The organism is Mycolicibacterium boenickei (genome assembly GCF_010731295.1).
Lineage (GTDB): Bacteria > Actinomycetota > Actinomycetes > Mycobacteriales > Mycobacteriaceae > Mycobacterium > Mycobacterium boenickei.
Genome location: NZ_AP022579.1, coordinates 5,956,724 through 5,978,854, shown reverse-complemented (window position 1 = coordinate 5,978,854; position 22,131 = coordinate 5,956,724). Strand labels below are relative to the sequence as shown.

Sequence of the window (22,131 nt, the reverse complement as noted above, 5' to 3'; positions counted from 1 at the left end):
TCCTCTGTCCCCTTCTGCCTTCGCGAGGTGCCTGTGGACGAACCAGAACCCACCGATCGACCGAGTTTGGTGCGGCCGTACACCCTGACGGCCGGCCGTACCGACTCGCGCGTGCATCTTCCACTGGAAGCGCCGGTGCAAAAAACCGACACGACGCGCGAACCGCGTTGGACTGGGCACGATGTGCGCGCACAGATCGTAGAGTTGTGCTCCGGCAGCCCTTCGGTTGCCGAGATTGCCGCACATTTATCCCTCCCGCTCGGCGTGGCGCGCGTGCTGATCGGGGACCTGGTGACGCAGGGTTATCTGCGGGTGGAAGCCACCCTCGATGACTCGGCTAGCTTCGACGAACGCCGCGAATTGATTGGAAGGACCCTGCGTGGCCTACGAGCACTCTGAACCCCGCTCGGCCTCCGCCGGTGGCGCCCCCCGACGTGGGGCCGCCTCGACGAAGATCGTCATCTCTGGCGGGTTCGGGGCAGGGAAGACGACATTCGTCGGCGCGGTCTCCGAGATCATGCCGCTGCGCACAGAAGCGTTGGTCACCAACGTGTCTGAGGGCGTCGACGCATTGGACGGCACCCCGGACAAGCGCACCACCACGGTCGCGATGGACTTCGGCCGGATCACCCTGGACGAGGACCTGGTGCTCTACCTGTTCGGTACACCCGGGCAGCGCCGGTTCTGGTTCATGTGGGACGACCTGGTGCGCGGTGCGATCGGCGCGATCATCCTGGTCGACGTGCGCAGGCTGCAGGACAGCTTCGCCGCGGTTGACTTCTTCGAGGCCCGTAAGCTGCCGTTCATCGTCGCGGTCAACGAGTTCGACGACGCGCCAAAACATCCCACCCAGGCGGTGCGCAAGGCCCTGGCGCTGCCGGAGCACATCCCGGTGGTGGCCGTGGACGCCCGCGACCGCAACTCGGCCAAGGCCGCGTTGATCGCGGTCACCGAGTATTCGCTGAGCACGCTCTCCGCGTTGCCTGGCTGAGGCGTGGTAGCTGACGAAACCGCATGGGCGGACCGGGAATTCACCGGCCACGACTTTCGTGAGGAAGACCTGAGCCGGTTGCGCACCGAGCGTGTGGTGTTCACCGAGTGCGACTTCAGTGGTGTGGACATGTCCGAGTCGCAGCATTTCGGCTCCGCGTTCCGCAACTGCACATTTCGCCGCGCCACGCTCTGGCACAGCGAGTTCACCAACTGCAGTCTGCTCGGCTCGGTGTTCACCGAGTGCCGGCTCCGACCGATCAAGATCGTGGAATCGGATCTGACCCTCGCCGTGCTCGGCGGCTGCGATCTACGCAGCGTCGACCTGTCGGACTGCCGCCTGAGGGAGGCCAGCCTGGTCGGGGTCGACCTACGCAAAGCGGTGCTACGGCAGGCGGACCTGACGGGTGCGCGGGTGCAGGACGCGAAGCTCGACGAGGCCGACCTGCGCGGGGCCCGCGTCGACCCCACCTTCTGGACCACCGCGAAACTGCGGGGCGCCAAGATCGACATCAGCCAGGCGCTGGCCTATTCGGCCGCTCACGGTCTCGACGTCCACGGCGGGTAGAACTCACCGCTGTCGCGCACCGTTTGTCACGCCAGAGTGACTGCCGGCGTCCAGCGACACTCTGGCGTGACAAAGAGGGAACTCAGCCGGCCTTGAGGCGGATCCGCCAGCGCACGAACCCGGTGTAGACGATGCACAGCAGCAGCAGGATGCCGATGTTGATCAGCCACACGGTCGGGGTGTGCTTCCAGTGCGAATCGGCGGGCAGCAGCGGCGGCGGCACCAGGCGGGTCAGATCGATGGTCGACGCAGAGGCCGCGAATCCCCAGCGGGCCGGGGTGATCCACGACAACTGATCGAGCACCACGCGGTCGGTCACCGGGATCATGCCGCCGGAGAAGACCAGCTGACTCATCACCGTGACCACCAGCAGGGGCATGATCTGCTCGGCCGAGCGGGCCAGTGCCGACAGCGCCAGGCCCACCATCGCCGAGGCCACACACGTCATGGAGATGTCGATGAACAACTCCAGATTGCGGCCGCTGATGAAGGCCCCGCTGTCGACAGAGCCCGGGCCCCAGCCCTTTCCGAGGATCGTGATCACCGTGACGATGGCCGATTGGAGCACCGCGAACACGGCGAAAACCGCGATCTTGGCGAGCAGGTAGGCCGTCGTCGACAGGCCGACCGCCTGCTCGCGACGGAAGATCGCCTGCTCGCCGATCAGCGCCCGGATGGTCAGTGCGGTGCCCATGAAGATCGCACCGACGTTGAGCATCACCAGAATCTGGCCCGGTTCGTTGGGTGCCTCACCGCCCTGGACGGCCGGCACAGGAAGACCGAACCCGACATCGCCGGGCACCGACAGCGACAGCACGCCCATGATGAACGGCAGCATCAGAAGGAACGCGGTGTAGCCGCGGTCGGACACGATCAGCCGGACTTGCCGGCGGGCGATCGTGGACAGCTGGCGGAACAGGCTGGTCTTGGCCGGCTCACCCAGATCGCCGGGCTGCGCCGAGGACGCCGCGGCTGCGGGAGCCGGGCCGGTGCGAGCCAGATACTTGCGGTTGGCCTCGGCCGGATCACCGGCGACGCTGCTGAAGATGTCCGCCCAGTTGGTGGTGCCGAGCTCCGGGCCGATCTGATCGGGCGGCCCGCAGAAGGCCGTCTTGCCGCCCGGCGCCAGCAACAGCACCTGATCGCACACGTCGAGGTAGGTCAGTGAGTGCGTGACCACCAGCACGACGCGGCCGGCGTCGGCCAGCTGGCGCAGCATCGTCATCACCTGGCGGTCGAGCGCCGGGTCCAGACCCGAGGTGGGCTCGTCGAGGATCAGCAGTGACGGGCCGGTCAACAGCTCGAGCGCGACCGAGGCACGTTTCCGCTGCCCGCCGGACAGCTTGTCGACGCGGGTGTCGAGGTGCTTGGTCATCTCGAGCTCTTCGAGCACCTGCATGACGACCTGCTCGCGGTCTTCCTTGGTGGTGTCCGGCGGCAGCCGCAGCTCGGCGGCGTACATCAGGGCCTGGCGGACGGTGAGCTGGCCGTGCACCACATCGTCCTGCGGGACCATGCCGATCCGGGAGCGCAGCGAGGCGTACTCGGCGTGGACGTCGTGGCCTTCGAAGGTGATGGTGCCGCTCGTCGGATGTGTGTAGCCGGCGACCTGTTTGGCGAACGTCGACTTGCCTGCACCCGACGGTCCGATCACCGCGGTGAGGGTGCCGGGCCGCGCGTCGACGGAGATGTTGTCGAGCAGCGTCTTGTTGCCCTCGATGGTCCAGGTCAGGCCGCGCACCTCGAGGCCGCCGGTGCGGGTGTCGGCCTCGGTCTCGCTGCGGCGGACCAGGGTGCCGCCGGAGAACACCAGGTCGACGTTGCCGATGGTGACCACGTCACCGTCGTGCAGGATCGCGTTGTCCACCCGCGCGCCGTTGACGAAGGTGCCGTTGATGCTCCGCTCGTCACGGATCTCGGTGCCGCCGGTCAACGGGATCAACGTGGCGTGATGGCGTGAGGCCAGCACGTCGGGGATGACGATGTCGTTGTCGGTGGCGCGGCCGATCTTCACCGCACCTGCGGGCGCTGGGCTGGTGCGCCCGGGCCGCAGGATCTTGAGCATGCTGGTCGCGATGTTGCCGCCGGCCTCGCTGCTGCCGCGGTCCGGGGTGGCCGCCGGCGCCATCGAAGTCGCTGCCTGCGACGGGTTCGGGGCGCTGCGGACCGGCTGGGACTGATAGGCCTGCGGTCCGCTGGGGTAGCCGCTCTGCGGACCGCTGGGATACCCGGTCTGTGGTCCGCTGGGGTAGCCGCCGCCACTCTGGGGCCCGCTCGGATACCCGGTCGGCGGGGTCGGGTAGCGCGGCTGCGGGCCGGACGAGTACCCGGGGCGCTGGGCCGCGGGCGGCTGACCGTACTGCGGACGACCGGGGGAGGCCTGGGTGGGCCACGCGCCGCTGGGCCGGTTCCCGATGGGCACCGCCGCCGTCGGGGTCCGGCCGACCGAGCCCTGGTGCCGTCCGACCTCGAAGGTCACCTGGGGTCCGTCCGGGTTGCCGATGTTGACGACCTGGCCGTCGTGGATGTCGATCGAGGGCACCCGGCGGCCGTTGGCGTACATGCCGTTGAGGCTGCCGTTGTCGATCGCGACCCATCGACCTTGGTCGAAACGCAGCACCAAGTGCGCACGCGAGATCAGCGGGTGGGCAATGCGGACGTCGGCTCGAAGGTCTCGGCCGATGACGACATCGTTGCCCGGGGCAAAGGTACGAGTCGATCCGTCGTAACGAACGGTCAGCGCAGGGCTCATCGCGCTCAACTCTATCTGTACTTTTCGCCGGGGCTGGGCCGTTGCGGAGGTGTCGCGGCGTGTGACGATGGCTCACATGGTTTCTGAAGGGCCGCAGAAGACGGTCGGCCGGGTGCTCGGCGTGCTGCAATCGCTCGGCACGGTGCTGGCCGGCGCGGCAGTGGTGTTGTTGGTGTGGGCGGCGGTGCTGGCCGGCTGGGCCCGGCTGGTCGCCCCGCGCAGCACAGCCGAAAGCTCCTGGTACGTGGTCGGCCTGCACCGGTGGGGCGAGGCCCTGCCGAACCGCATGGCGTTGGTGGTGGCGGTCGTCGCCGTGGTGCTGATCGCGGCGATGGCCTACAGCGTCTGGCGCGGCCACACGGGCCGGGACCTGGCGGCCACCGCGGCCGGGACGGCGGGCGTGGCGGCGCTGCTGGTCATCGCGTACATCACCCAGGGGATCCCGGCGTTCTACCGGACCGCGATGGACAATTCGGCGGTCACCGCGGCATTGCCGGCCGGGATGGCGGCGTGGTGGTTGTGTCTGGCCGGTGCCGCCGCGACCTTCCTGGCGGCGCGGGCCTTCCCGAATCTGGAACGCACGTCGATCAAGTTGCTGGCCGTCGGCGCGGCGATCGCCGTCGTGGTTGCCGCGGTGGTGACCGTGGGCGCGTTGCGCGCCGGTGACGACGCACGCTTCCTGGATGCGACGACGGCGTCAGCTACCGATGTGCCCGCCCTGCCCGGCGCACTGGGGCAGCGGACGTTCACGGTTTCGGTGCCGGACGCATTCGAGGGGGACAAGCACGATCCGAATCGTCAGATCGTGGCTGCCGGTGCCGGTTTCGCGGTGTACGGCGATCACCGGATCACCGCGTACGGCGCCGACGGCAAGGAGCGCTGGCACTACGCGCGTACCGGGCCAGACGGGGTGATGGTCAACGGCATGCGGGTGTTCGACAACGGGGCCACCGTGGTGGCCTTCGTCGACAAGGGTCTGGTCGGGCTCGACGCCACCACCGGAGAGCGGCTGTGGTCCAACGCCGACGATCAGATGATGTACGCGCTGGCCGAGGTTCCGGGCTACAACCTGGACGCGCCGTTCGTGGTGTACCGCGATGACCGGGTCTGGGTGCGGTTCGACACCCGAACCGGCGAGCCGATGTGGACGGTGCCTGCACCTCATGCGGATTGCGCCTTCCCGCCGCGCGCGGTGGACACCCGTGCGCGGCTGGTGTCGGTGGTGCAGTGCCCGGCCGGGCCGGGCAATGCGATCCGGGTGGTGGCACTCAACCCCGACAACGGCGAAACCGTCTGGGACCACGAGGTGTTCAAGGGTCAGGCCGATGCGGGCGCGGTAGCCACCCCGGCGAATGCGGTGGGCATCTTCGTCCAGTTCGGTGGGGCCGGCGCACCGGCCGGGATTTCCTACGTCAACGTGGTGGACAAGACCGTGACCCCGCTGCCGGAGCGGGGTACGGGCGAACCTTCGCTCGGCCCGAGTGACAACTTCCTGTTCTCGGGTCGCGACGGTGGCCGTCAGCTATTGCTGTTCGGTCCCGACGGAAAGCAGAGATGTGCTGGCGCCCAGGGCATCCACGCCACCCAGACCCGCGCGCTGGGGCAGGGCAGAGGCCTGGCCTACCTGTCGTTCGCGGACGGCTTCGCCGTCGCGGACAACGGGGATCAGGGATCGCTGCGCACCTTCGACGCGAAGACGTGCACCCAGACCGCGGCGGTGCCCGCCGAAGCGGTGGAGGGTTTCGTCCCGGTACCGGGTGCGGTGTTGGTGTTGCGCCGTGATGGGCAGACGCTGCAGATCGACGGATACACCGCTTAGGCGGGGGCGTCGGCCAGCGTGGGTACGGCCGCTTCCGGGTAGCGGTCCTGGGCGTCCCAGACGTCCCAGGTCTGCACCGCCCAGAACACGGCGAACAGCACGATGAGGATGAGTTCGACGGTGATCACGCCGAAGTGCCATCCGAGAATCAGCAGCACGACACCCGCCACGACGGTGACGAGCATGAGTGCGGCGATGGTCGCGTAGAACCGGGCCAGGTGCTGACGCACGGCTGCGCGGGCGTAGCACGCGTGGTAGACCGCTACGAGCGTGATGGCCAGGAACATCGCCACCGCGGCGATCACGTGAGCATGTTGGGCGAACCAGTCCCACAACATCAACGGGGCCCCGGCGACGGCAATGGCCAGTAGCGCTGCTGGTAGCCACTTTTCGACCCGCAGCAGCGCGGTGGCGACGGTCTTCCACAGAGTGGCGGCCTCGGCGCAGGCGGGAGCGGACGCCACCGGCGGCGGTTGCGGGCGGCGCCAACGGCCCAGCGCGAGGTACATCCCGGTGCCGACGGCGACGGCCACGAACAACGCGGCGACGTTGTTGGCGACGCCGCCGAACGGGTCGGTGACCGTGGGAAGCCATGGCTGACAAAGGTCGTCGGGCCCGGTGGGCACCAGGGCCACGATGAAGGCCATGAACCCGGAGTAGTTCAGCAGCGCGTCTTCGCCGATCCGGCTGCCCTTGTAGGCGATCAGACAGATCCCGATCGCGCACAGGGAGGCCAGGAACACCGCGTGGGTGCGGGTGTAGAAGAACGCGCTGATCGACCCCTGCGGGCAACTGTGCGCCCACGTCAGTGCGAGCGAGGACAACAGGAACACCACCAGCGCGACCAGACCGACCCGCACGTAGCGGTAGGTCACCATGGTGTCGCTGACGGCGTCGGTGCTCACTTCACGAGTGTGTCCGGCGCTCCCGTCACCACGCAATGGGTGTGGCTGTAGATGGTGGGCATGCACATGTTGCAGTGCGTGCAAAGCGATTTGACCGAGCCTTTGGATTCCTCAGCCTGGATCCGGTTGAGCAGGTCCGGTTCTGCGAGCAGCGCGCGGCCCATCGCGACGAACTCGAAGCCCGCTGCCATCGCCCGGTCCATGGTCTCGCGGTTGGTGATTCCGCCCAGCAGGATGATCGGCATGGTCAGTTCGGCCCGGAACTTCTCGGCGTCGCGCATCAGATACGCCTCGTGGTACGGGTATTCGCGGAAGAACTTGTTGCCGCTCATCCGGATGCCCCAGCTGATCGGGGGTTTGAAGTTCGCCGCGAACTCCTTGACCGGGGCGCCGCCGCGGAACAGGTACATCGGGTTGACCAGCGAGCTGCCCGCGGTCAGCTCGATGGCGTCCAGGCCGCCGTCCTCCTCGAGCCACTTCGCCGTTTGCAGCGACTCGTCGATCGGGATGCCGCCGCGGACGCCGTCGCTCATGTTGAGTTTGGCGATGACGGCGATCTTCCGGTCGCCGTGCTTGTCGACGGCGTCGCGTACCGCGCGGACCACCCCGCGGGCCACCTTGGCCCGGTTCTCCAACGATCCGCCGAACTCGTCGGTGCGCCGGTTGATCAGTGGGGACAGGAACGAGCTGGCGAGGTAGTTGTGGCCGAGGTGCACCTCCACGGCGTCGAACCCGGAGTCGATGGCAAGCCGGGCAGCGTTCGCGTGGGCTTCGGTGACGTCGCGGATGTCGTCGATCGTGGCTTTCTTGGCAAACCGCATCGACAGGGGGTTGAAGAACCGTACCGGCGCGAGCGCCGGGGCCTTGTTGGTTCGCGAGTTGGCCACCGGCCCGGCATGACCGATCTGGGCGCTGATGGCGGCACCCTCGGCGTGGATGGTCTCGGTGAGTTTGGTCAGCCCGGGCACCGCCTCGGGCCGCATCCAGATCTGCCAGCCGTCGGTCCGGCCGCCGGGTGCCACCGCACAGTAGGCCACGGTGGTCATGCCGACGCCGCCGGCCGCGGGCAGCCGGTGATAGTTGATCAAATCCTCCGTGACCAGCGCGTTCGGCGTGGACGCTTCGAAGGTGGCGGCCTTGATGATGCGGTTGCGCAGCGTCACTGGGCCGAGCTTGGCCTCACTGAAAACATCAGTGAACACATTGGGCTGGGTGTTCATATGCTGAGCCTGCCACGCGGCTGACACAATGGGCACCGTGGGTTCCATTGTGTTGGACGGTAAGGCGACGCGCGACGAGATCTTCATCGACCTCAAGCAGCGGGTAGCGAAGTTGACCGAGGCCGGCCGGACGCCCGGCTTGGGCACCGTGCTGGTCGGTGACGACCCCGGCTCGCAGGCCTACGTGCGCGGCAAGCACGCCGACTGCGCAAAGGTCGGGATCAATTCGATCCGCCGCGACCTGCCCGCCGACATCACCCAGGCGCAGCTCGACGAGACCATCGACGAGCTCAACGCCAACCCGGACTGCACGGGCTACATCGTGCAGCTGCCGCTGCCCAAGCACCTCGACGAGAACGCCGCGCTGGAGCGCATCGATCCGGCCAAGGACGCCGACGGTCTGCACCCGACCAACCTCGGCCGGCTGGTGCTCGGCAAGGAGGCGCCGCTTCCCTGTACCCCTCGCGGCATCGTGCATCTGCTGCGCCGGTTCGACGTGCCGATCGCCGGGGCGCACGTCGTGGTGATCGGGCGCGGCGTGACGGTCGGCCGGCCGATGGGCCTGCTGCTCACCCGGCGTTCGGAGAACGCCACCGTGACGCTGTGCCACACCGGTACCCGGGATCTGCCTGCCCTGACCCGTCAGGCCGACATCATCATCGCCGCGGTCGGTGTGCCGCACATGGTCACCGCGGACATGGTCAAGCCGGGCGCGGCCGTCGTCGACGTCGGCGTCAGCCGGGTGGACGGCAAGTTGACCGGTGACGTCGCACCTGACGTCTGGGAGGTGGCGGGGCATGTGTCGCCCAACCCGGGCGGCGTCGGCCCGCTGACACGGGCGTTCCTGCTGACCAACGTCGTCGAGCTCGAAGAGTCGAAACTGGCGTGACGGCAAAGGAGTTCGTCCAGAAGGTGGTCGCAGGACAGTGGCCGATCCTCGTGGTCGGGCTGATCTTCATCGCGGCCTTCGCCTTGGTGGTGGCGGGCTACTGGCGCCGCGGCGCGCTGGTGATCGGGATCGGCGTCGGTGCGGCGGCTGCGCTGCGGCTGGCGCTGACCGATGACCGGGCCGGTCTGCTGGTGGTGCGAAGCCGGACGATCGACTTCGCCACCACCGCGACCGTGAGTGCGGTGGTGCTTTACATCGCCTGGACCATCGACCCGCTGGGCACCAGCTAGCGGACCGCGTCGAACAGTGCGGCCCACTGTTGCGCGGACAGGTCTCGCGGTAGCGCCGACGGGTGGATTCCGTTGGCCTGCAACCACCGACGATCCACGTGACGACGCAGGATCTGCGCCAAGCCGCGACCCCGCCCGGTGAACACCTCGTGTGCCAGGGCCTGGTACCGACGCCGGTCGGCCGTCGGGACCAGGGGCTCCCGACGGCGTGTGATGGTCAGCAGCCCGGCGTCAACGCCGGGCCTGGGTCGGAAGGCATCCGCGGAAACCTTTCGTGCCAGGCTGAATTCGAACCACGGCCACCACTGTGCCGTCATCATGGTGGCGCCGCCGACGCCGGCCCGCCGCCGGGCCACCTCCCACTGCATGAGCAGGACCGCGTCGGTCCAGCCCGGGCCGTGTAACAGCCGCCGCAGGATCGCGGTGGTCAGGTGAAAGGGCAGATTGCCCACCACCACGTGCGGTGTTGTGGGTAGTCGGTATTGCAGAAAGTCCGCACCGACCACCTCTGCCGAGGTTCGGTCCGCCAATCGCCGAGCCCGTCGCCGGTCGATTTCGATCGCGGTCAGCTGCCGGTTCAACCGTTGCAGCGGCAGAGTGAGCGCCCCGTCGCCGGCGCCGATCTCGACGATGGGACCTGTTGTGTGCGAGACGATTTTGACGATGTCGGCGACCACGCGTCGGTCGCACAGGAAATTCTGGCCGTACTCATGACGGCCATGGTGAGTTGAAGGCACGGAGACTCCGCAGTCGCAGGGACAAAGCTGCTGCGGCGGACGTTCCGGGAAGGTGAAGATCCGCCGGCTATGTGATGCGCAAGCGGAGGTGGGTCACTGACATGGCTGCCACGGTATTCAGGATGGCGGCCCGCCTTCAACTGATTTTCACAGGAAATGCCCAGGAGGCAATATTGCCCAATGGGCAATGTTTGGCTAGCGTGAAGACATGGCACCGGGACTGCGGGAACGCAAGAAGCTCGACACGCGGCGAGCGCTGAGCGACGCGGCGCTGAGCCTCGCGTTCGAGCGCGGTTTGGAGAACGTCACCCGCGAGGACATAGCCAACCTGGCCGGTGTCTCGCTGCGTACCTTCACCAACTACTTCGCCGGCAAGTACGACGCGCTGGCTTACCGGCAGCAGGAACGCCTCCGGCGCGGTATCGACACGCTGCGGGCGCGTCCTGCGGATGAACCGCTGTGGACCGCGATCACCGAATCGGTGATCAAACCGTTGGACGACGACATGGCCGACGTCTATGGTGCGGAGAACGCGCTGCCAACCCGCGAGCAGCTGGCCGAGGTCCGGAAATTGCTGATGATCCCGGAGATTCGCGACGCGACCTTCCGAGGATTGGCTGATGAGTGGATCGTCGCGATCGCCGAGCGGACCGGCACCGAGCCGCATGACATGTATCCGCGCCTGGTGGCGGCCGTCGTGCGGGCGGTCGGCGACGCTGCGATGGACGCTTACGGAAACGCAGATCCGCCGGTGACTTTCGCGTCACTGCTGCGCAAAGGGTTCGCGGCGGTGGCCGCGGGCCTGCCCGAACCGGGAGGGAAGAAATGAAAGATCACGTAGACGTCGTCATCTCGGGCGCCGGCCCGAACGGTCTGTTGGTGGCGGGGGAGTTGGCCCTGGCCGGGGTACGGCCGGTGGTGCTCGAGCAACTGCCCGAGCCCAGTGCGGAACTCAAGGCCAATGGCATTGTCGGGCAGGCAAATCGAGTGCTCGATCTGCGCGGTCTGTATGGGGAGCTCAGCGGGACGGGCGAGGGGCCCGAACCCATGGCCGGTTACATCTTCGCGGGCATGCAGGTGCCGTTTACCGATGTCATCGACAACCCGATGTACGGTATGCTGATCCAGCAGCCACGCGTGGTGCGGCAATTGGTGGACTGGGTGCGCGGCCTCGGCGTCGAGATCCGGTGGGGGCACGAACTCGTCGCGCTGGAGCAGGTGGCCGGCGGTGTCATCGTCGACGTCGCATCGCCGGCGGGCGATTACCGGTTACCTGCCACCTACCTGGTCGGGGCCGACGGTGGCCGCAGCCCGGTCAGGAAGAAGGCCGGCATCGAGTTTCCTGGGCTGACCACCGACGTGGTCGCCCGGGTCGCTCACATCCGCGTGCCGGATGAGCTGCGCACCGGTTACGGAGCGTTGGATGTGCCCGGCATTGGCCAAATCCCATTCGGGCACAATCGCTTCGACGGCGGGGTTCTGATCTATGCCGAGTTCCAGCCGGGACGCTCGATGTTGGGAACCATCGAATACGGCTCCGTTCTGCCCGACGATGCGCCTGAGCTGACCATCGATGAACTGCGCCAGAGTGTGAAGCGCGTGGTCGGCGCTGACTTGCCGATCGAACCGCCCGACGGTCCCGGTCCGCACGCGTTGCGGCGCATCAACGGCCAGAACACCCGCCAGGCCGAGCAGTACCGCGCCGGCAACGTGTTTCTGGTAGGCGATGCGGCCCATGTGCATTCCGCCATGGGTGGGCCGGGCCTGAATCTCGGACTTCAGGACGCCATGAACCTGGGCTGGAAACTGGCCGCCGCCGTGCAGGGGCGGGCGCCCGACGGCCTGCTGGACAGCTATCACAGTGAGCGTTGGCCGGCCGGTCAGCGGGTGATGATGCACTCGATGGCCCAGGCCGCCCTGATGGCTGCCGGTCCCGAAGTCACTGCGCTGCGAACGCTTTTCGGTGAACTGCTGGCCACGCCGGACGGCTCGGCGCATATCGCGGGCGTGCTGTCCGGCTCCGATGTCCGTTACGAGGTCGAAGACGGGCACCGGCTGTCCGGATACTTCGTTCCCGATTTCCTGCTGGACGACGGCCGCCGCATCGCCGAGCTGCTGCACTCGGGGCGGCCGATGCTGCTCGATCTGTCCGGCGGGGCCTGCGCCGACGTCGCTGACGGCTGGCGTGACCGGGTCGACGTGACGGTGACGACCGCGGCGGATCGGCCCGCCGCGGCCTTGCTGATCCGGCCTGACGGCTATGTCGCCTGGGCTGCAGACGAATTCGATGCGGAAGGGCTGCGGGCGGCGCTGGCGCGCTGGTTCGGTCCTGACTCCGAGGTGGCTGAGCTCAGCGCCTGAGGGCGCGGCGCAGGACGCCGGGATGGCGGGCGATCTTCGGTCCGAGCAGCACAGCGAACACCGTGGTCGCGAGCCACGGCCGCAGGTGTGGACGCAGGCGTCGGATCTGTCCGCTCTCGTCGAGTTCGAACACGAGCGCGTCGGTGATGGCGACGCCGGCGACCCGGCCTTCGCTGATCGCGACGCGCGTCGGGCCATCGCCGATCGTTTCCTGCCAGGTCAGGTCGCGCAGGCCGCCGTACACCGCGCCGAGGAGCAGTCGGAGATCGTCGTGACCGCGGAACACCATCCGGCCGGACAGCGGCGAGGTCAACGAGGCATCGGGCGCCAGCGTCGCGATCACTGCGTCGAGGTCCCTGGTGCGGGTGGCCTCGCAGAATGCGGCGACCGAGTCGGTAGTCGTTGTCATGCCCTCTCCTCACCTAACTTGCGATTTGCAACCCACTCAACCGTAGTTCATTGTGAAACGCAATGAACTACGGTTGAGTGGTGCCCAAACAGTCCTTCAGCGACATCTCGTGCTCGATCGCACGGGCTGTCGAGGTGGTGGGGCAGCGGTGGACACCGCTCGTCCTGCGTGACCTGTTCGCGGGGATGACCCGGTTCGAGGACATCCGGCGGGATCTCGGGATCGCGTCGAACATCCTGGCGGCGCGCCTCGATGAACTCGAACGTCACGGGGTGGTGGAACGCCGCCGATATCAGAGCGCACCGCCGCGCTACGAGTACGTGCTCACCGACAAAGGGCGTGATCTGTACCCGGTGATCGCGACACTGGTCGCCTGGGGGGACAAGTGGCTGGCGGGCGAGGACGGGCCGCCGGCATTGATCGTGCACACCGAATGTGGCCGCGCGACCACGGCGAAAACCGTGTGCGCAGAGTGCGGAGGCGAACTCGACGCGTCGACAACCACGGCCACGGCAGGCCCGGGCGCCCGGCCGGGACCCGGCACCGCCGTCATCGGCGAGTTCGTCCTGGGCTAGCTCAATGTCGCCGAACGTTGCCTTGTGTTCGAACTTTCGCCGGATGCTCGAACACAAGCCAACGTTCGGCGGTCGTCCTCAGACGAGGGTGGCCCGGATCCCCACGGTGACGTAGGGCAGCGCCAGCCCCGACGAATTGGCCAGCGCCGGGTGGGTGGCCAGCAGCTCGCGCACCTGCTCCAGCGTCCGGGTACGCACCTTCTCCGGCGAGGTGATGCAGTAGCTCCGCGAGGCCACCAGGTCGATGAGGGCCTGGGGCGTCAGGTAACTCGTCCACTCCACCTGATGCCGCTCGACATCGCCGAACGGCTCGGCCAGTGTCACCTCGTTGGTGAACGGATCGTGTTCGGGGCCGATGATGCGGCCCAGATCCTTGACCCAGCCCAGGCGTTCGTCGCGGGTGTTCCACACCAGGCCCAGCCGACCGCCGGGACGCAGCACCCGGCTGACCTCCTTGACGGCCCGCTCGGGGTCGAACCAGTGCCAGGCCTGCGCCACCAGCACCGCGTCCACGCTGTTGTCGGCCAGTGGGATCTCCTCCGCCGTACCCAGCAGCGCCGGGGTCTCCGGCAGTGAGTTCGACAGCAGCTCAAGCATTTCCGGGATGGGATCGACGGCGATCACGTCCAGCCCGCGTTCGACGAGCCTGGTCGTCAGCTTGCCCGTGCCCGCGCCCAGATCCAGCACATCGTGGGCCCCTTCGGGGAGCAGCCAGTCGATGGCCTCCGGCGGGTACGACGGTCGGCCGCGTTCGTAGGCTGCGGCTTCCGAGCCGAAGGACAGGGAACGCGCCTTGGGTGAGCTCACCGCTGTGCCAGCTCCAGCGTGCGGCGGATCAGCTTGCCCACCACTTCCGTCTCGACCAGGAAGCCGTCGTGGCCGTACGCCGAGTCGACCACGTCCAGGCCGCTACAGCCGGGCAGCAGGTCGGCCAGTTCCTCCTGTAGCCGGATGGGGTAGAGGCGGTCGGAGGTGATCCCGCCGACGATGACGGGCACCGGACAACCACGCAGTGCAGTGGTGACCCCGCCGCGGTCGCGGCCCACATCGTGGGTGGACAGCGCATCGGAGAGCGTCACATAGGTACCCGGGTCGAACCGGCGGGCCAACTTGCCGCCCTGGTACTCGAGGTAGCTCTGCACGCCGTAGCGTCCGCCTGCGGTCGGATCCTCATCGCCCTGGGCGTCGTTGCGGAACCGCTCGTCGAGTTCTTCCTCGCCGCGATAAGTGAGGTGTGCGAAGCGCCGGGCGATCTCCATGCCGGCCAGCGGGGCCCGGTCGGTGTCGTAGTAATCCCCACCCTGCCAGTCCGGATCGGCCTTGATCGCGGCCACCTGGCTGCTCTGGGTGCCGATCTGATCGGCCGTGGCGCGGGCGCCGACGGCCAGCACCAGTCCGGCCCGGACTTCGTCGGGATGCCCGACGAGCCATTCCAGCGCACGGGCTCCGCCCATCGACCCGCCGACCACCGCGGCCACCTCGGTGATGCCGAAGGCCGCCAGCGCGGCCCGGTCGGCCTCCACCTGATCGCGAATCGTGATCTGGGGAAACCTTGACCCCCAGGGCTTTCCGTCAGGTGCGAGCGACCCGGGACCCGTGGATCCCTGGCAGCCGCCGAGCACATTGGTCGAGATCGCGCACCACTGGTCGGTGTCGATCGGGGCGCCCGGTCCGGCCACCCCGTCCCACCAGCCCGCGGTCGGATGTCCGTCGCCTGCCGGTCCGGTGACGTGGGAGTCGCCGGTGAGCGCGTGCAGCACCATCACCACGTTGTCGCGTGCGGGTGACAGCTCACCCCAGCGCTGCACCGCGATCGACACGTCGGGCAGGACGGTGCCGTTCTCGAGCGTCAAGGCGCCGATGTTCACCACGCTGATCTCGCCTTCGGCAGGCAAGGGGAGGGTGGACACGGCCGGTTCTTCGGTGATCGTCATGCCGGTCTTCTCTCGCCGTCCTACGCCGTCACCGCTGTCTGCGACGCCTCGTTGAACGGACGTGCCGCGGCGAATCCCTGCTCGAGATCGGCCAGGATGTCGTCGATGCCCTCGAGGCCGACGGCCAGCCGCACCAGGCCGGGGGTCACGCCGCTGGCCAGCTGCTCGGCGTCGCTGAGCTGCTGATGGGTGGTCGAAGCGGGATGGATCACCAGCGAGCGCACGTCGCCGATGTTGGCGACATGGCTGTGCAGGGTGAGGGCGTTGACAAACGCCTTACCCGCCTCGATGCCGCCGGCGAGCTCGAACGCGAGTACCGCGCCGGTGCCCTTGGGGGCGATCTTGCGACCCAGCTCGTACCAGGGAGAGGTGGGGAGCCCGGCATAGTTCACCGACACGACGTGCTCGTGCCCGGCCAGGAACTCCGCGACCCGCTGCGCATTCGCCACGTGCCGTTCAACCCGCAGCGACAGCGTTTCTAATCCCTGCGCGATGAGGAACGCATTAAACGGTGCCGCCGCGGAACCCAGATCGCGCAGCAGCTGAACGCGGGCCTTGAGCGCGTAGGCGGGCGCGCCCAGCTCGGCGAACACCACTCCGTGGTAGCTGGGGTCCGGCTCGGTGAAGCCCGGGAACCGGCCGTTGGTCCAGTCGAACGTGCCGCCGTCGACGATCACCCCGGCGATCGCCGATCCGTGGCCACCGAGGTACTTGGTGGCCGAGTGCACGACGATGTCGGCCCCGAGCGCGATCGGCTGGATCAGGTACGGGGTGGCGATGGTGTTGTCGACGATCAGTGGGACACCGTTTTCGTGCGCCACGGCGGACACGTTCGGGATGTCGAGGATGTCGATCTGGGGGTTGGAGATGGTCTCGGCGAAGAAGGCCTTGGTGTTGGGCCGCACGGCCGCCCGCCAGCTGTCCAGGTTGTCGGGATCCTCGACGAAGCTGACCTCGATGCCCAGCTTGGGCAGCGTGTAGTGGAACAGGTTGTAGGTGCCGCCGTAGAGCCGTGGGCTGGACACGATGTGGTCACCCGCGCCGGCCAGGTTGAGGATCGCGAACGTCTCGGCGGCCTGCCCGGACGACAGGAACAACGCCGCGACGCCCCCCTCGAGGGCGGCGATGCGCTGCTCGACGACGTCGGTGGTCGGGTTCATGATGCGGGTGTAGATGTTGCCGGGTTCGGCCAGGCCGAACAGGGCGGCGGCGTGATCGGTGTCGCGGAACGTGTAGGACGTGGTCTGGTAGATCGGCAGTGCGCGGGCATTGGTGGCACTGTCCGGCGTCTGGCCCGCGTGGATCTGCTTGGTTTCGAACGACCAGTCGGCGACGTTTTCTGGGTTTGTCATGGCTGGGGTGTCTCCTCCAGTGGCGGGGCGAGGGCCCCGGAGATTGGGAAGGTAGAAGTGCGGTCGGTTACCGGGCGTCTTGCCTGACGTCGATTACGACGGGCTGACACCGTGGGTTCACTGACACATACACATGGCTGGCCTCCATCAGGTTTCCCTGTCTGTCTGGGGGCCCGTACCTTCGGACCCGCGCTTGCCTTACAGCCGCGAACGACTGCTCAACCTGGTCATCACCCGGGGCACCCCACCGCGGTTGGAGGGTTGCCGGCCAGCAAGCCGGGGCTTGATGCTGACACTCATGACCGGCTTGCAGCTTATCGCAACGCGTTGAGGCGGTGCCAGTCGGTTGTCCGGGGTGTTTGCCGGTTCTGGGCGGGCTCGACTGAAACGTGTTCAGTGCGGCGGGGGCATGGAGGCGTTGGACGCCTGGACGCAAGCCAAAGTTACTGGTCAGTAATGAAAGCTGCTCCTTCGAGACGCTGCCCGCCCTTGTAGTCTGGCCGCGATACAGAGCAGCGAATAACCACGAGTGACAACGAGTGATCCTCGTCGAACCGAGACTGACGCCGGGAGAGCAACCATGACTGCCCAGCAGCCGACCATCATCTACACGCTGACCGACGAGGCGCCGCTGCTTGCGACGTACTCCTTCTTGCCGATCATCCGCGCCTTTGCAGAGCCGGCGGGTATCGATATCCAGACCAGTGACATTTCGGTGGCGGCCCGCATCCTGGCCGAATTCGGCGACTACCTGACCGACGATCAGAAGGTCCCGGACAACCTCGGTGAACTGGGCCGTCTCACCCAGCTGCCCGAGACCAACATCATCAAGCTGCCCAATATCAGCGCCTCGGTCCCGCAGCTCACCGCAGCGATCAAGGAACTGCAGGAGAAGGGCTACGCGGTTCCCGACTACCCGGGCGATCCCAAGACCGACGAGGAGAAGGCGATCCGCGATCGCTACTCGAAGATCCTGGGCAGTGCGGTCAACCCCGTTCTGCGCGAAGGCAACTCGGATCGTCGCGCACCCAAGGCGGTCAAGGAGTACGCGCGCAAGCACCCCCACAGCATGGGCGAGTGGTCGCAGGCTTCCCGCACGCACGTGGCCACCATGAAGACCGGCGACTTCTACCACGGTGAGAAGTCGATGACGCTGGACAAGGCGCGCAACGTACGCATGGAGCTGGAGACCAGTTCGGGTGAGACGATCGTGCTCAAGCCCGAGGTCAAGCTCGACGAGGGCGACGTCATCGACTCGATGTACATGAGCAAGAAGGCGCTGATCCAGTTCTACGAGGAGCAGATCGAGGACGCCTACAAGACCGGCGTGATGTTCTCGCTGCACGTCAAGGCGACCATGATGAAGGTCAGCCACCCGATCGTGTTCGGCCACGCCGTCAAGGTCTTCTACAAGGACGCCTTCGCCAAGCATCAGAAGCTGTTCGACGAGCTCGGCGTCAACGTCAACAACGGTCTGTCGGATCTCTACAGCAAGATCGAGGCGCTGCCGGCCTCGCAGCGTGAGGAGATCATCGAGGACCTGCACCGCTGCCACGAGCACCGGCCGGAGCTGGCCATGGTGGATTCGGCCAAGGGCATCTCGAACTTCCACTCGCCCAGCGACGTCATCGTCGACGCGTCGATGCCGGCGATGATCCGCCTCGGCGGCAAGATGTACGGCGCCGACGGCCGCACCAAGGACACCAAGGCCGTCAACCCGGAGTCGACGTTCTCCCGGATGTACCAGGAAGTGATCAACTTCTGTAAGACCCACGGCCAGTTCGATCCGACCACGATGGGGACGGTGCCCAACGTCGGTCTGATGGCGCAGAAGGCCGAGGAGTACGGCAGCCACGACAAGACCTTCGAGATCCCGCAGGCCGGTGTGGCCAAGATCGTCGACATCGATTCCGGTGAGGTGCTGCTGAGCCAGGAGGTCGAAGAGGGCGACATCTGGCGGATGCCGATCGTCAAGGACGCCCCGATCCGGGACTGGGTCAAGCTGGCCGTCAACCGGGCACGGTTGTCCGGAATGCCTGCGGTGTTCTGGCTCGACGACGAGCGCCCGCATGAGAACGAGCTGCGCAAGAAGGTCAAGGCGTACCTCAAGGAAGAGGACACCGAGGGCCTGGAGATCACGATCCTGCCGCAGGTGTGGGCCATGCGCTACACCCTTGAGCGGCTGATCCGCGGACAGGACACCATCTCGGTGACCGGCAACATCCTGCGCGATTACCTGACCGACCTGTTCCCGATCCTGGAGTTGGGCACCAGCGCGAAGATGCTCTCGATCGTGCCGCTGATGGCCGGTGGCGGTCTGTACGAGACCGGCGCGGGTGGCTCGGCGCCCAAGCACGTTCATCAGCTGGTGGAGGAGAACCACCTGCGCTGGGATTCGCTGGGCGAGTTCCTCGCGCTGGGCGCCAGCCTGGAGGACCTGGGCAACAAGACCGACAACGCCAAGGCCAAGGTGCTGGCCCACGCGCTCGACACCGCGACGGGGGAGTTGTTGGACGAGAACAAGTCCCCGTCGCGCAAGACCGGTGAGCTGGACAACCGGGGCAGCCAGTTCTACCTGGCGCTGTACTGGGCGCAGGCGCTGGCCGAGCAGACCGAGGACAAGGAGCTGGCCGCGCACTTCGCGCCGCTGGCCAAGGCGCTCGGCGAGCAGGAGCAGGCCATCGTCTCCGAACTCAACGCGGCACAGGGCAAGCCGGCCGACATCGGCGGCTACTACTACCCGGACCCGGAGAAGACCGCCGCGGTGATGCGTCCGAGCAAGACGCTCAACGACACGTTGGCGGCCGCCGAGAAGGCTTAGGCACTCGGGCTCGGCGCGGCAATATCCGCGCCGAGCCTGTGCTCAGCGCGCCGAGCCTGTGCTCAGCGCGCCGAAACGCCCGATTTCTCGATCTGTACGCAGACTGGATGCCCTGGGCGCATGGTCGGTCACCCCGTGGCGCGCGCCTGACCGATGTGCCGGTCGACGAACTCGGTGATCACCCGGGTGATGGTGTCGGGCGCCTCGAACATCGGCACGTGGCCGACCCCCTTGAGGGTGGTGACCACGGCGTCGGGCGCCAGGCTCTTGGTGAAGTGCCGGGTGAAGCGGGGCGCCGGCAAAACCCGGTCCTTCTCGCAGATCACCAGCTGGGTCGGCGTGCGGGAATCGCCGATCTCCATCAGCCCTGCGGTGGTCAACGCCTTGACCATGAGCTTGAAGTAGGCCGGGCAGTGGGCAACGTCGTCGATCAGGTCGTGGCGGTCGCCTGCGTTGAGCACCTCTGGTGTGGCGCTGACGGCCAGGTAGGAGATCTGTTCGGACAGCGGCAGTTTCAGCACCTGCTGGCGCAGGGCCGCGGTGGCCAGCACGATCGGCAGGGCCGCCATGAACTTGGCGATGATCTCGTACTTGGCCGCCGTGAACATCGACCAGCCGCCCGCGGGGGCGATGCCGGTCAGCGTGCGGGCCCGGCCGCGGCGCTCCAGTTCGAAGGCCACCCAGCCGCCCAGTGAGTTCCCCACGATGTGCGCGGTGGTCCAGCCGAGCTCGTCGAGCCGACGTTCGACGTCATCGGCCAGCGTCGCGACGTCGAGCAGCATCGGTGCGTGCGCACCGCCGTGGTGACCTGCCATGGTCGGCGCGAACACGTCATAGCGGCCGGTCTGCGCGAGCTGCGGTGCGACGTACTTCCACACGCTCTGCGACAGCAGGAACGGGTGCAGCAGCAGGATCGGATCGCCGTCGGGGGTGCCGAGGTGGATGGGAGCACGTTCAGCCATGCCGCCCGACATTAAGGTGATACCGCCGGTACCGCAAGAGGCTGTCGGTGGTGTCGGCGCCGGTCGGTAGGGTCTGGGCCGTGGCATCTCCGGGACCCCTGACCGTCAGCACCATCAACGTCAACGGCATTCGCGCCGCGGTCAAGCAGCGGTCGACAGAGAATCTGGGGCTGCTGCCGTGGCTCAAGGAAACCGAGGCGGACGTGGTGTGCCTGCAGGAGACCCGGGCCGATGACGAGCAGCTCAACGATGCCTTGGCGCCGGCCCTGGCCGATGGTTGGAACCTGGCCTCGGCTGTTCCGCATGTCAAGGGCCGCAACGGGGTTGCCGTGTTGTCCCGGCATCCGATCGAGGAGGCCCGGCTGCTGGTCTCCGACGAGTTCGAGGCGCACGGCCGCTACCTCGAGGTGGACACCGCCGGCGTGACGGTGGCCAGCGTGTACGTCCCCACCGGCGAGGCCGAGACGGACCGGCAGCTGGAGAAGGAACGTTTCATGGCCACCATCGCCGCCCGGATGGCCGAGCTGCACGGCCGTGACGCGGTGCTGTGCGGTGACTGGAACATCGCGCACACCGAGAACGACATCAAGAACTGGAAGGGCAACGTCAAGAAGGCCGGCTTCCTGCCAAGCGAACGGGCCTGGCTCAGTGAACTGTTGGGGACGGGCTGGGTCGACGTGGTGCGGGTGCTGCATCCCGATGTGGCCGGGCCCTACAGCTGGTGGTCCTGGCGCGGCAAGGCTTTCGACAACGACGCCGGCTGGCGCATCGACTATCACCTGGCCAGCCCGACCCTGGCCGTCCGGGCCACATCGGCGCGGGTGGACAGGGCCGAGCTGTACGCGCTGCGGTGGTCGGATCACTCACCGGTGACGGTCAGCTACGGCTGACGCCAATCCGGGCGACGCCCCAGGTGGGCCAGGATGCGGTCGAAATCCGTTGCGCCCGAATCGTCGACGGCCCGGTCGAACGGTGAGGCCGCGGTGTCGCGGAAGTCGCCGTCGGGGATCGCCATGACCAGCGGCAGCACGGCGGCGACGACGTTGTCCGGCAGTTCGTACGGTGATCCGAGGCTGGCCGCGACATCCCAGCCGTGCACCGCGTAGTCGACGAGGTGGAATCCGATCGCCAACGCTCCCGGGAATGTCGCATCTGGTCCGAATTCGGGTAGGGCGAACGTCGTCTGGGTGATTCCGTCGGCCGCGAAGGCCTCGAGCACATCGTGGGCGGCTGCGGTGTAGGCGCCGACCGGGTCGGCGCGCACGGCGTCGGCCACAGTCCCAACGTCCCAGACCGATTCGTCGGCTCCGTGCCCGCGCGCCGCGGCCGCGAACCCTCGGTGCTGCACGGTCATGTGGGCCAGGAGGTCGGCGAGCGTCCACTCCGCGCAGGGGGTGGGACGGTCCAGGTCGGATGGGCGGACCGCGCCGACGGCTTCGACGGAACGGAGGACGGCGACGCGGTGCAACGGGCGGAGGTCTTTTTCAATAGTATGCATGCGCTTACGATAAGCGAGAGCACATCGTATGGCAACGCCTACGGTACTC

Annotated in this window: 21 protein-coding genes and 1 riboswitch; of the genes, 11 read left to right on the top strand and 10 right to left on the bottom strand. The window is 67.5% G+C overall.

Features of this window, described 5'->3' with window-relative positions; translation table 11 throughout:
• Window positions 1–33: 33 nt before the first annotated feature.
• From G6N57_RS28695 to G6N57_RS28685, 3 genes are read left to right on the top strand one after another with little or no spacing between them, the layout of a single operon-like run.
• Window positions 34–399 carry a DUF742 domain-containing protein gene (locus G6N57_RS28695; RefSeq protein ID WP_077743366.1) on the top strand — a complete coding sequence of 122 codons (366 nt, stop codon included), beginning with the start codon at window positions 34–36 and terminating at the stop codon, window positions 397–399.
• Window positions 380–991 carry a GTP-binding protein gene (locus G6N57_RS28690; RefSeq protein WP_036440681.1) on the top strand — a complete coding sequence of 204 codons (612 nt, stop codon included), beginning with the start codon at window positions 380–382 and terminating at the stop codon, window positions 989–991. Before G6N57_RS28695 ends, G6N57_RS28690 begins: the two co-directional genes overlap by 20 nt.
• A gap of 3 nt (window positions 992–994) precedes the next feature.
• Complete coding sequence (locus tag G6N57_RS28685; protein ID WP_075921785.1) at window positions 995–1,558, top strand: pentapeptide repeat-containing protein; 564 nt, start codon at window positions 995–997, stop codon at window positions 1,556–1,558.
• A gap of 82 nt (window positions 1,559–1,640) precedes the next feature.
• Here G6N57_RS28685 and G6N57_RS28680 read toward each other — a convergent pair whose 3' ends face one another.
• Complete coding sequence (locus tag G6N57_RS28680; protein ID WP_174814529.1) at window positions 1,641–4,310, bottom strand: FHA domain-containing protein; 2,670 nt, start codon at window positions 4,308–4,310, stop codon at window positions 1,641–1,643.
• A 76-nt stretch (window positions 4,311–4,386) separates the two neighbouring features.
• Here G6N57_RS28680 and G6N57_RS28675 point away from each other — a divergent pair, with 76 nt between their 5' ends.
• Window positions 4,387–6,129 (top strand): BamB-related PQQ repeat family beta-propellar protein, encoded by a 1,743-nt coding sequence (locus tag G6N57_RS28675; protein ID WP_077743573.1) that lies wholly within the window; start codon window positions 4,387–4,389, stop codon window positions 6,127–6,129.
• Here G6N57_RS28675 and G6N57_RS28670 read toward each other — a convergent pair.
• Window positions 6,126–7,007 (bottom strand): diphosphate--fructose-6-phosphate 1-phosphotransferase, encoded by an 882-nt coding sequence (locus G6N57_RS28670; RefSeq protein WP_077743574.1) that lies wholly within the window; start codon window positions 7,005–7,007, stop codon window positions 6,126–6,128. The genes G6N57_RS28675 and G6N57_RS28670 overlap by 4 nt on opposite strands.
• Window positions 7,008–7,030: 23 nt before the next feature.
• Window positions 7,031–8,254: an NADH:flavin oxidoreductase gene (locus G6N57_RS28665; RefSeq protein ID WP_077743368.1), complete on the bottom strand. Its 1,224-nt coding sequence runs from the start codon at window positions 8,252–8,254 to the stop codon at window positions 7,031–7,033.
• A gap of 37 nt (window positions 8,255–8,291) precedes the next feature.
• Between G6N57_RS28665 and G6N57_RS28660 the strand changes: the two genes are divergently transcribed.
• Both G6N57_RS28660 and G6N57_RS28655 read left to right on the top strand, forming a co-directional pair.
• The gene (locus tag G6N57_RS28660) at window positions 8,292–9,143 is read left to right on the top strand and encodes a bifunctional methylenetetrahydrofolate dehydrogenase/methenyltetrahydrofolate cyclohydrolase (RefSeq protein ID WP_075921809.1); all 852 of its coding nucleotides are present in this window, start codon (window positions 8,292–8,294) and stop codon (window positions 9,141–9,143) included.
• Window positions 9,140–9,433, top strand: coding sequence for a DUF3017 domain-containing protein (locus tag G6N57_RS28655; RefSeq protein ID WP_036440671.1), 294 nt, complete (start codon window positions 9,140–9,142; stop codon window positions 9,431–9,433). The genes G6N57_RS28660 and G6N57_RS28655 overlap by 4 nt, the downstream gene beginning before the upstream one ends.
• Here G6N57_RS28655 and erm read toward each other — a convergent pair.
• Window positions 9,430–10,170 (bottom strand): 23S ribosomal RNA methyltransferase Erm, encoded by a 741-nt coding sequence (gene erm / locus G6N57_RS28650; RefSeq protein WP_077743369.1) that lies wholly within the window; start codon window positions 10,168–10,170, stop codon window positions 9,430–9,432. The two genes, G6N57_RS28655 and erm, sit on opposite strands and share 4 nt — an antisense overlap.
• A 208-nt stretch (window positions 10,171–10,378) precedes the next feature.
• Between erm and G6N57_RS28645 the strand changes: the two genes are divergently transcribed.
• Window positions 10,379–10,999: a TetR/AcrR family transcriptional regulator gene (locus tag G6N57_RS28645; protein WP_077743370.1), complete on the top strand. Its 621-nt coding sequence runs from the start codon at window positions 10,379–10,381 to the stop codon at window positions 10,997–10,999.
• Complete coding sequence (locus G6N57_RS28640) at window positions 10,996–12,531, top strand: FAD-dependent monooxygenase (RefSeq protein ID WP_077743371.1); 1,536 nt, start codon at window positions 10,996–10,998, stop codon at window positions 12,529–12,531. Before G6N57_RS28645 ends, G6N57_RS28640 begins: the two co-directional genes overlap by 4 nt.
• Here G6N57_RS28640 and G6N57_RS28635 read toward each other — a convergent pair.
• Window positions 12,521–12,940: a nuclear transport factor 2 family protein gene (locus G6N57_RS28635; RefSeq protein ID WP_077743372.1), complete on the bottom strand. Its 420-nt coding sequence runs from the start codon at window positions 12,938–12,940 to the stop codon at window positions 12,521–12,523. The two genes, G6N57_RS28640 and G6N57_RS28635, sit on opposite strands and share 11 nt — an antisense overlap.
• A gap of 80 nt (window positions 12,941–13,020) precedes the next feature.
• Here G6N57_RS28635 and G6N57_RS28630 point away from each other — a divergent pair, with 80 nt between their 5' ends.
• Window positions 13,021–13,515 (top strand): winged helix-turn-helix transcriptional regulator, encoded by a 495-nt coding sequence (locus tag G6N57_RS28630; protein ID WP_077743575.1) that lies wholly within the window; start codon window positions 13,021–13,023, stop codon window positions 13,513–13,515.
• A gap of 78 nt (window positions 13,516–13,593) precedes the next feature.
• Here G6N57_RS28630 and G6N57_RS28625 read toward each other — a convergent pair whose 3' ends face one another.
• The 3 genes from G6N57_RS28625 to G6N57_RS28615 are packed head-to-tail and all read right to left on the bottom strand — an operon-like array spanning window position 13,594 to window position 16,801.
• Window positions 13,594–14,322 carry a class I SAM-dependent methyltransferase gene (locus tag G6N57_RS28625; RefSeq protein WP_077743373.1) on the bottom strand — a complete coding sequence of 243 codons (729 nt, stop codon included), beginning with the start codon at window positions 14,320–14,322 and terminating at the stop codon, window positions 13,594–13,596.
• Window positions 14,319–15,449 carry a homoserine O-acetyltransferase MetX gene (metX, locus tag G6N57_RS28620; RefSeq protein ID WP_077743374.1) on the bottom strand — a complete coding sequence of 377 codons (1,131 nt, stop codon included), beginning with the start codon at window positions 15,447–15,449 and terminating at the stop codon, window positions 14,319–14,321. The genes G6N57_RS28625 and metX overlap by 4 nt, the downstream gene beginning before the upstream one ends.
• 20 nt (window positions 15,450–15,469) lie before the next feature.
• Window positions 15,470–16,801, bottom strand: a complete 1,332-nt coding sequence (locus G6N57_RS28615; RefSeq protein WP_077743375.1) for a bifunctional o-acetylhomoserine/o-acetylserine sulfhydrylase — start codon at window positions 16,799–16,801, stop codon at window positions 15,470–15,472.
• Window positions 16,802–16,985: 184 nt separating this feature from the next.
• Window positions 16,986–17,105: riboswitch (SAM riboswitch) on the bottom strand.
• A gap of 276 nt (window positions 17,106–17,381) precedes the next feature.
• On the opposite strand from G6N57_RS28615, the gene G6N57_RS28610 reads away from it, so the two are divergent.
• Window positions 17,382–19,622: an NADP-dependent isocitrate dehydrogenase gene (locus G6N57_RS28610; RefSeq protein WP_077743376.1), complete on the top strand. Its 2,241-nt coding sequence runs from the start codon at window positions 17,382–17,384 to the stop codon at window positions 19,620–19,622.
• Between the two features lie 128 nt (window positions 19,623–19,750).
• On the opposite strand, the gene G6N57_RS28605 is transcribed toward G6N57_RS28610, so the two are convergent.
• Complete coding sequence (locus G6N57_RS28605; RefSeq protein ID WP_077743577.1) at window positions 19,751–20,584, bottom strand: epoxide hydrolase EphH; 834 nt, start codon at window positions 20,582–20,584, stop codon at window positions 19,751–19,753.
• A 98-nt stretch (window positions 20,585–20,682) separates the two neighbouring features.
• Between G6N57_RS28605 and G6N57_RS28600 the strand changes: the two genes are divergently transcribed.
• On the top strand, window positions 20,683–21,474 hold the full coding sequence (locus G6N57_RS28600; protein ID WP_077743576.1) for an exodeoxyribonuclease III: 792 nt from the start codon (window positions 20,683–20,685) through the stop codon (window positions 21,472–21,474).
• Here the strand turns inward: G6N57_RS28600 and G6N57_RS28595 are convergent.
• Window positions 21,465–22,082: a TIGR03086 family metal-binding protein gene (locus tag G6N57_RS28595; RefSeq protein ID WP_077743377.1), complete on the bottom strand. Its 618-nt coding sequence runs from the start codon at window positions 22,080–22,082 to the stop codon at window positions 21,465–21,467. The genes G6N57_RS28600 and G6N57_RS28595 overlap by 10 nt on opposite strands.
• Between the last annotated feature and the right edge of the window lie 49 nt (window positions 22,083–22,131).

Excerpts from the sequence above, each read along its gene's own strand:
- G6N57_RS28605 (WP_077743577.1), bottom strand. The coding sequence starts at position 20,584 with ATGGCTGAACGTGCTCCCATCCACCTCGGCACCCCCGACGGCGATCCG.
- G6N57_RS28595 (WP_077743377.1), bottom strand. The coding sequence starts at position 22,082 with ATGCATACTATTGAAAAAGACCTCCGCCCGTTGCACCGCGTCGCCGTC.
- G6N57_RS28665 (WP_077743368.1), bottom strand. The coding sequence starts at position 8,254 with ATGAACACCCAGCCCAATGTGTTCACTGATGTTTTCAGTGAGGCCAAG.
- G6N57_RS28635 (WP_077743372.1), bottom strand. The coding sequence starts at position 12,940 with ATGACAACGACTACCGACTCGGTCGCCGCATTCTGCGAGGCCACCCGC.
- G6N57_RS28610 (WP_077743376.1), top strand. The coding sequence starts at position 17,382 with ATGACTGCCCAGCAGCCGACCATCATCTACACGCTGACCGACGAGGCG.
- G6N57_RS28640 (WP_077743371.1), top strand. The coding sequence starts at position 10,996 with ATGAAAGATCACGTAGACGTCGTCATCTCGGGCGCCGGCCCGAACGGT.
- G6N57_RS28645 (WP_077743370.1), top strand. The coding sequence starts at position 10,379 with ATGGCACCGGGACTGCGGGAACGCAAGAAGCTCGACACGCGGCGAGCG.
- G6N57_RS28680 (WP_174814529.1), bottom strand. The coding sequence starts at position 4,310 with ATGAGCCCTGCGCTGACCGTTCGTTACGACGGATCGACTCGTACCTTT.
- metX (WP_077743374.1), bottom strand. The coding sequence starts at position 15,449 with ATGACGATCACCGAAGAACCGGCCGTGTCCACCCTCCCCTTGCCTGCC.
- G6N57_RS28615 (WP_077743375.1), bottom strand. The coding sequence starts at position 16,801 with ATGACAAACCCAGAAAACGTCGCCGACTGGTCGTTCGAAACCAAGCAG.
- G6N57_RS28670 (WP_077743574.1), bottom strand. The coding sequence starts at position 7,007 with ATGGTGACCTACCGCTACGTGCGGGTCGGTCTGGTCGCGCTGGTGGTG.
- G6N57_RS28675 (WP_077743573.1), top strand. The coding sequence starts at position 4,387 with ATGGTTTCTGAAGGGCCGCAGAAGACGGTCGGCCGGGTGCTCGGCGTG.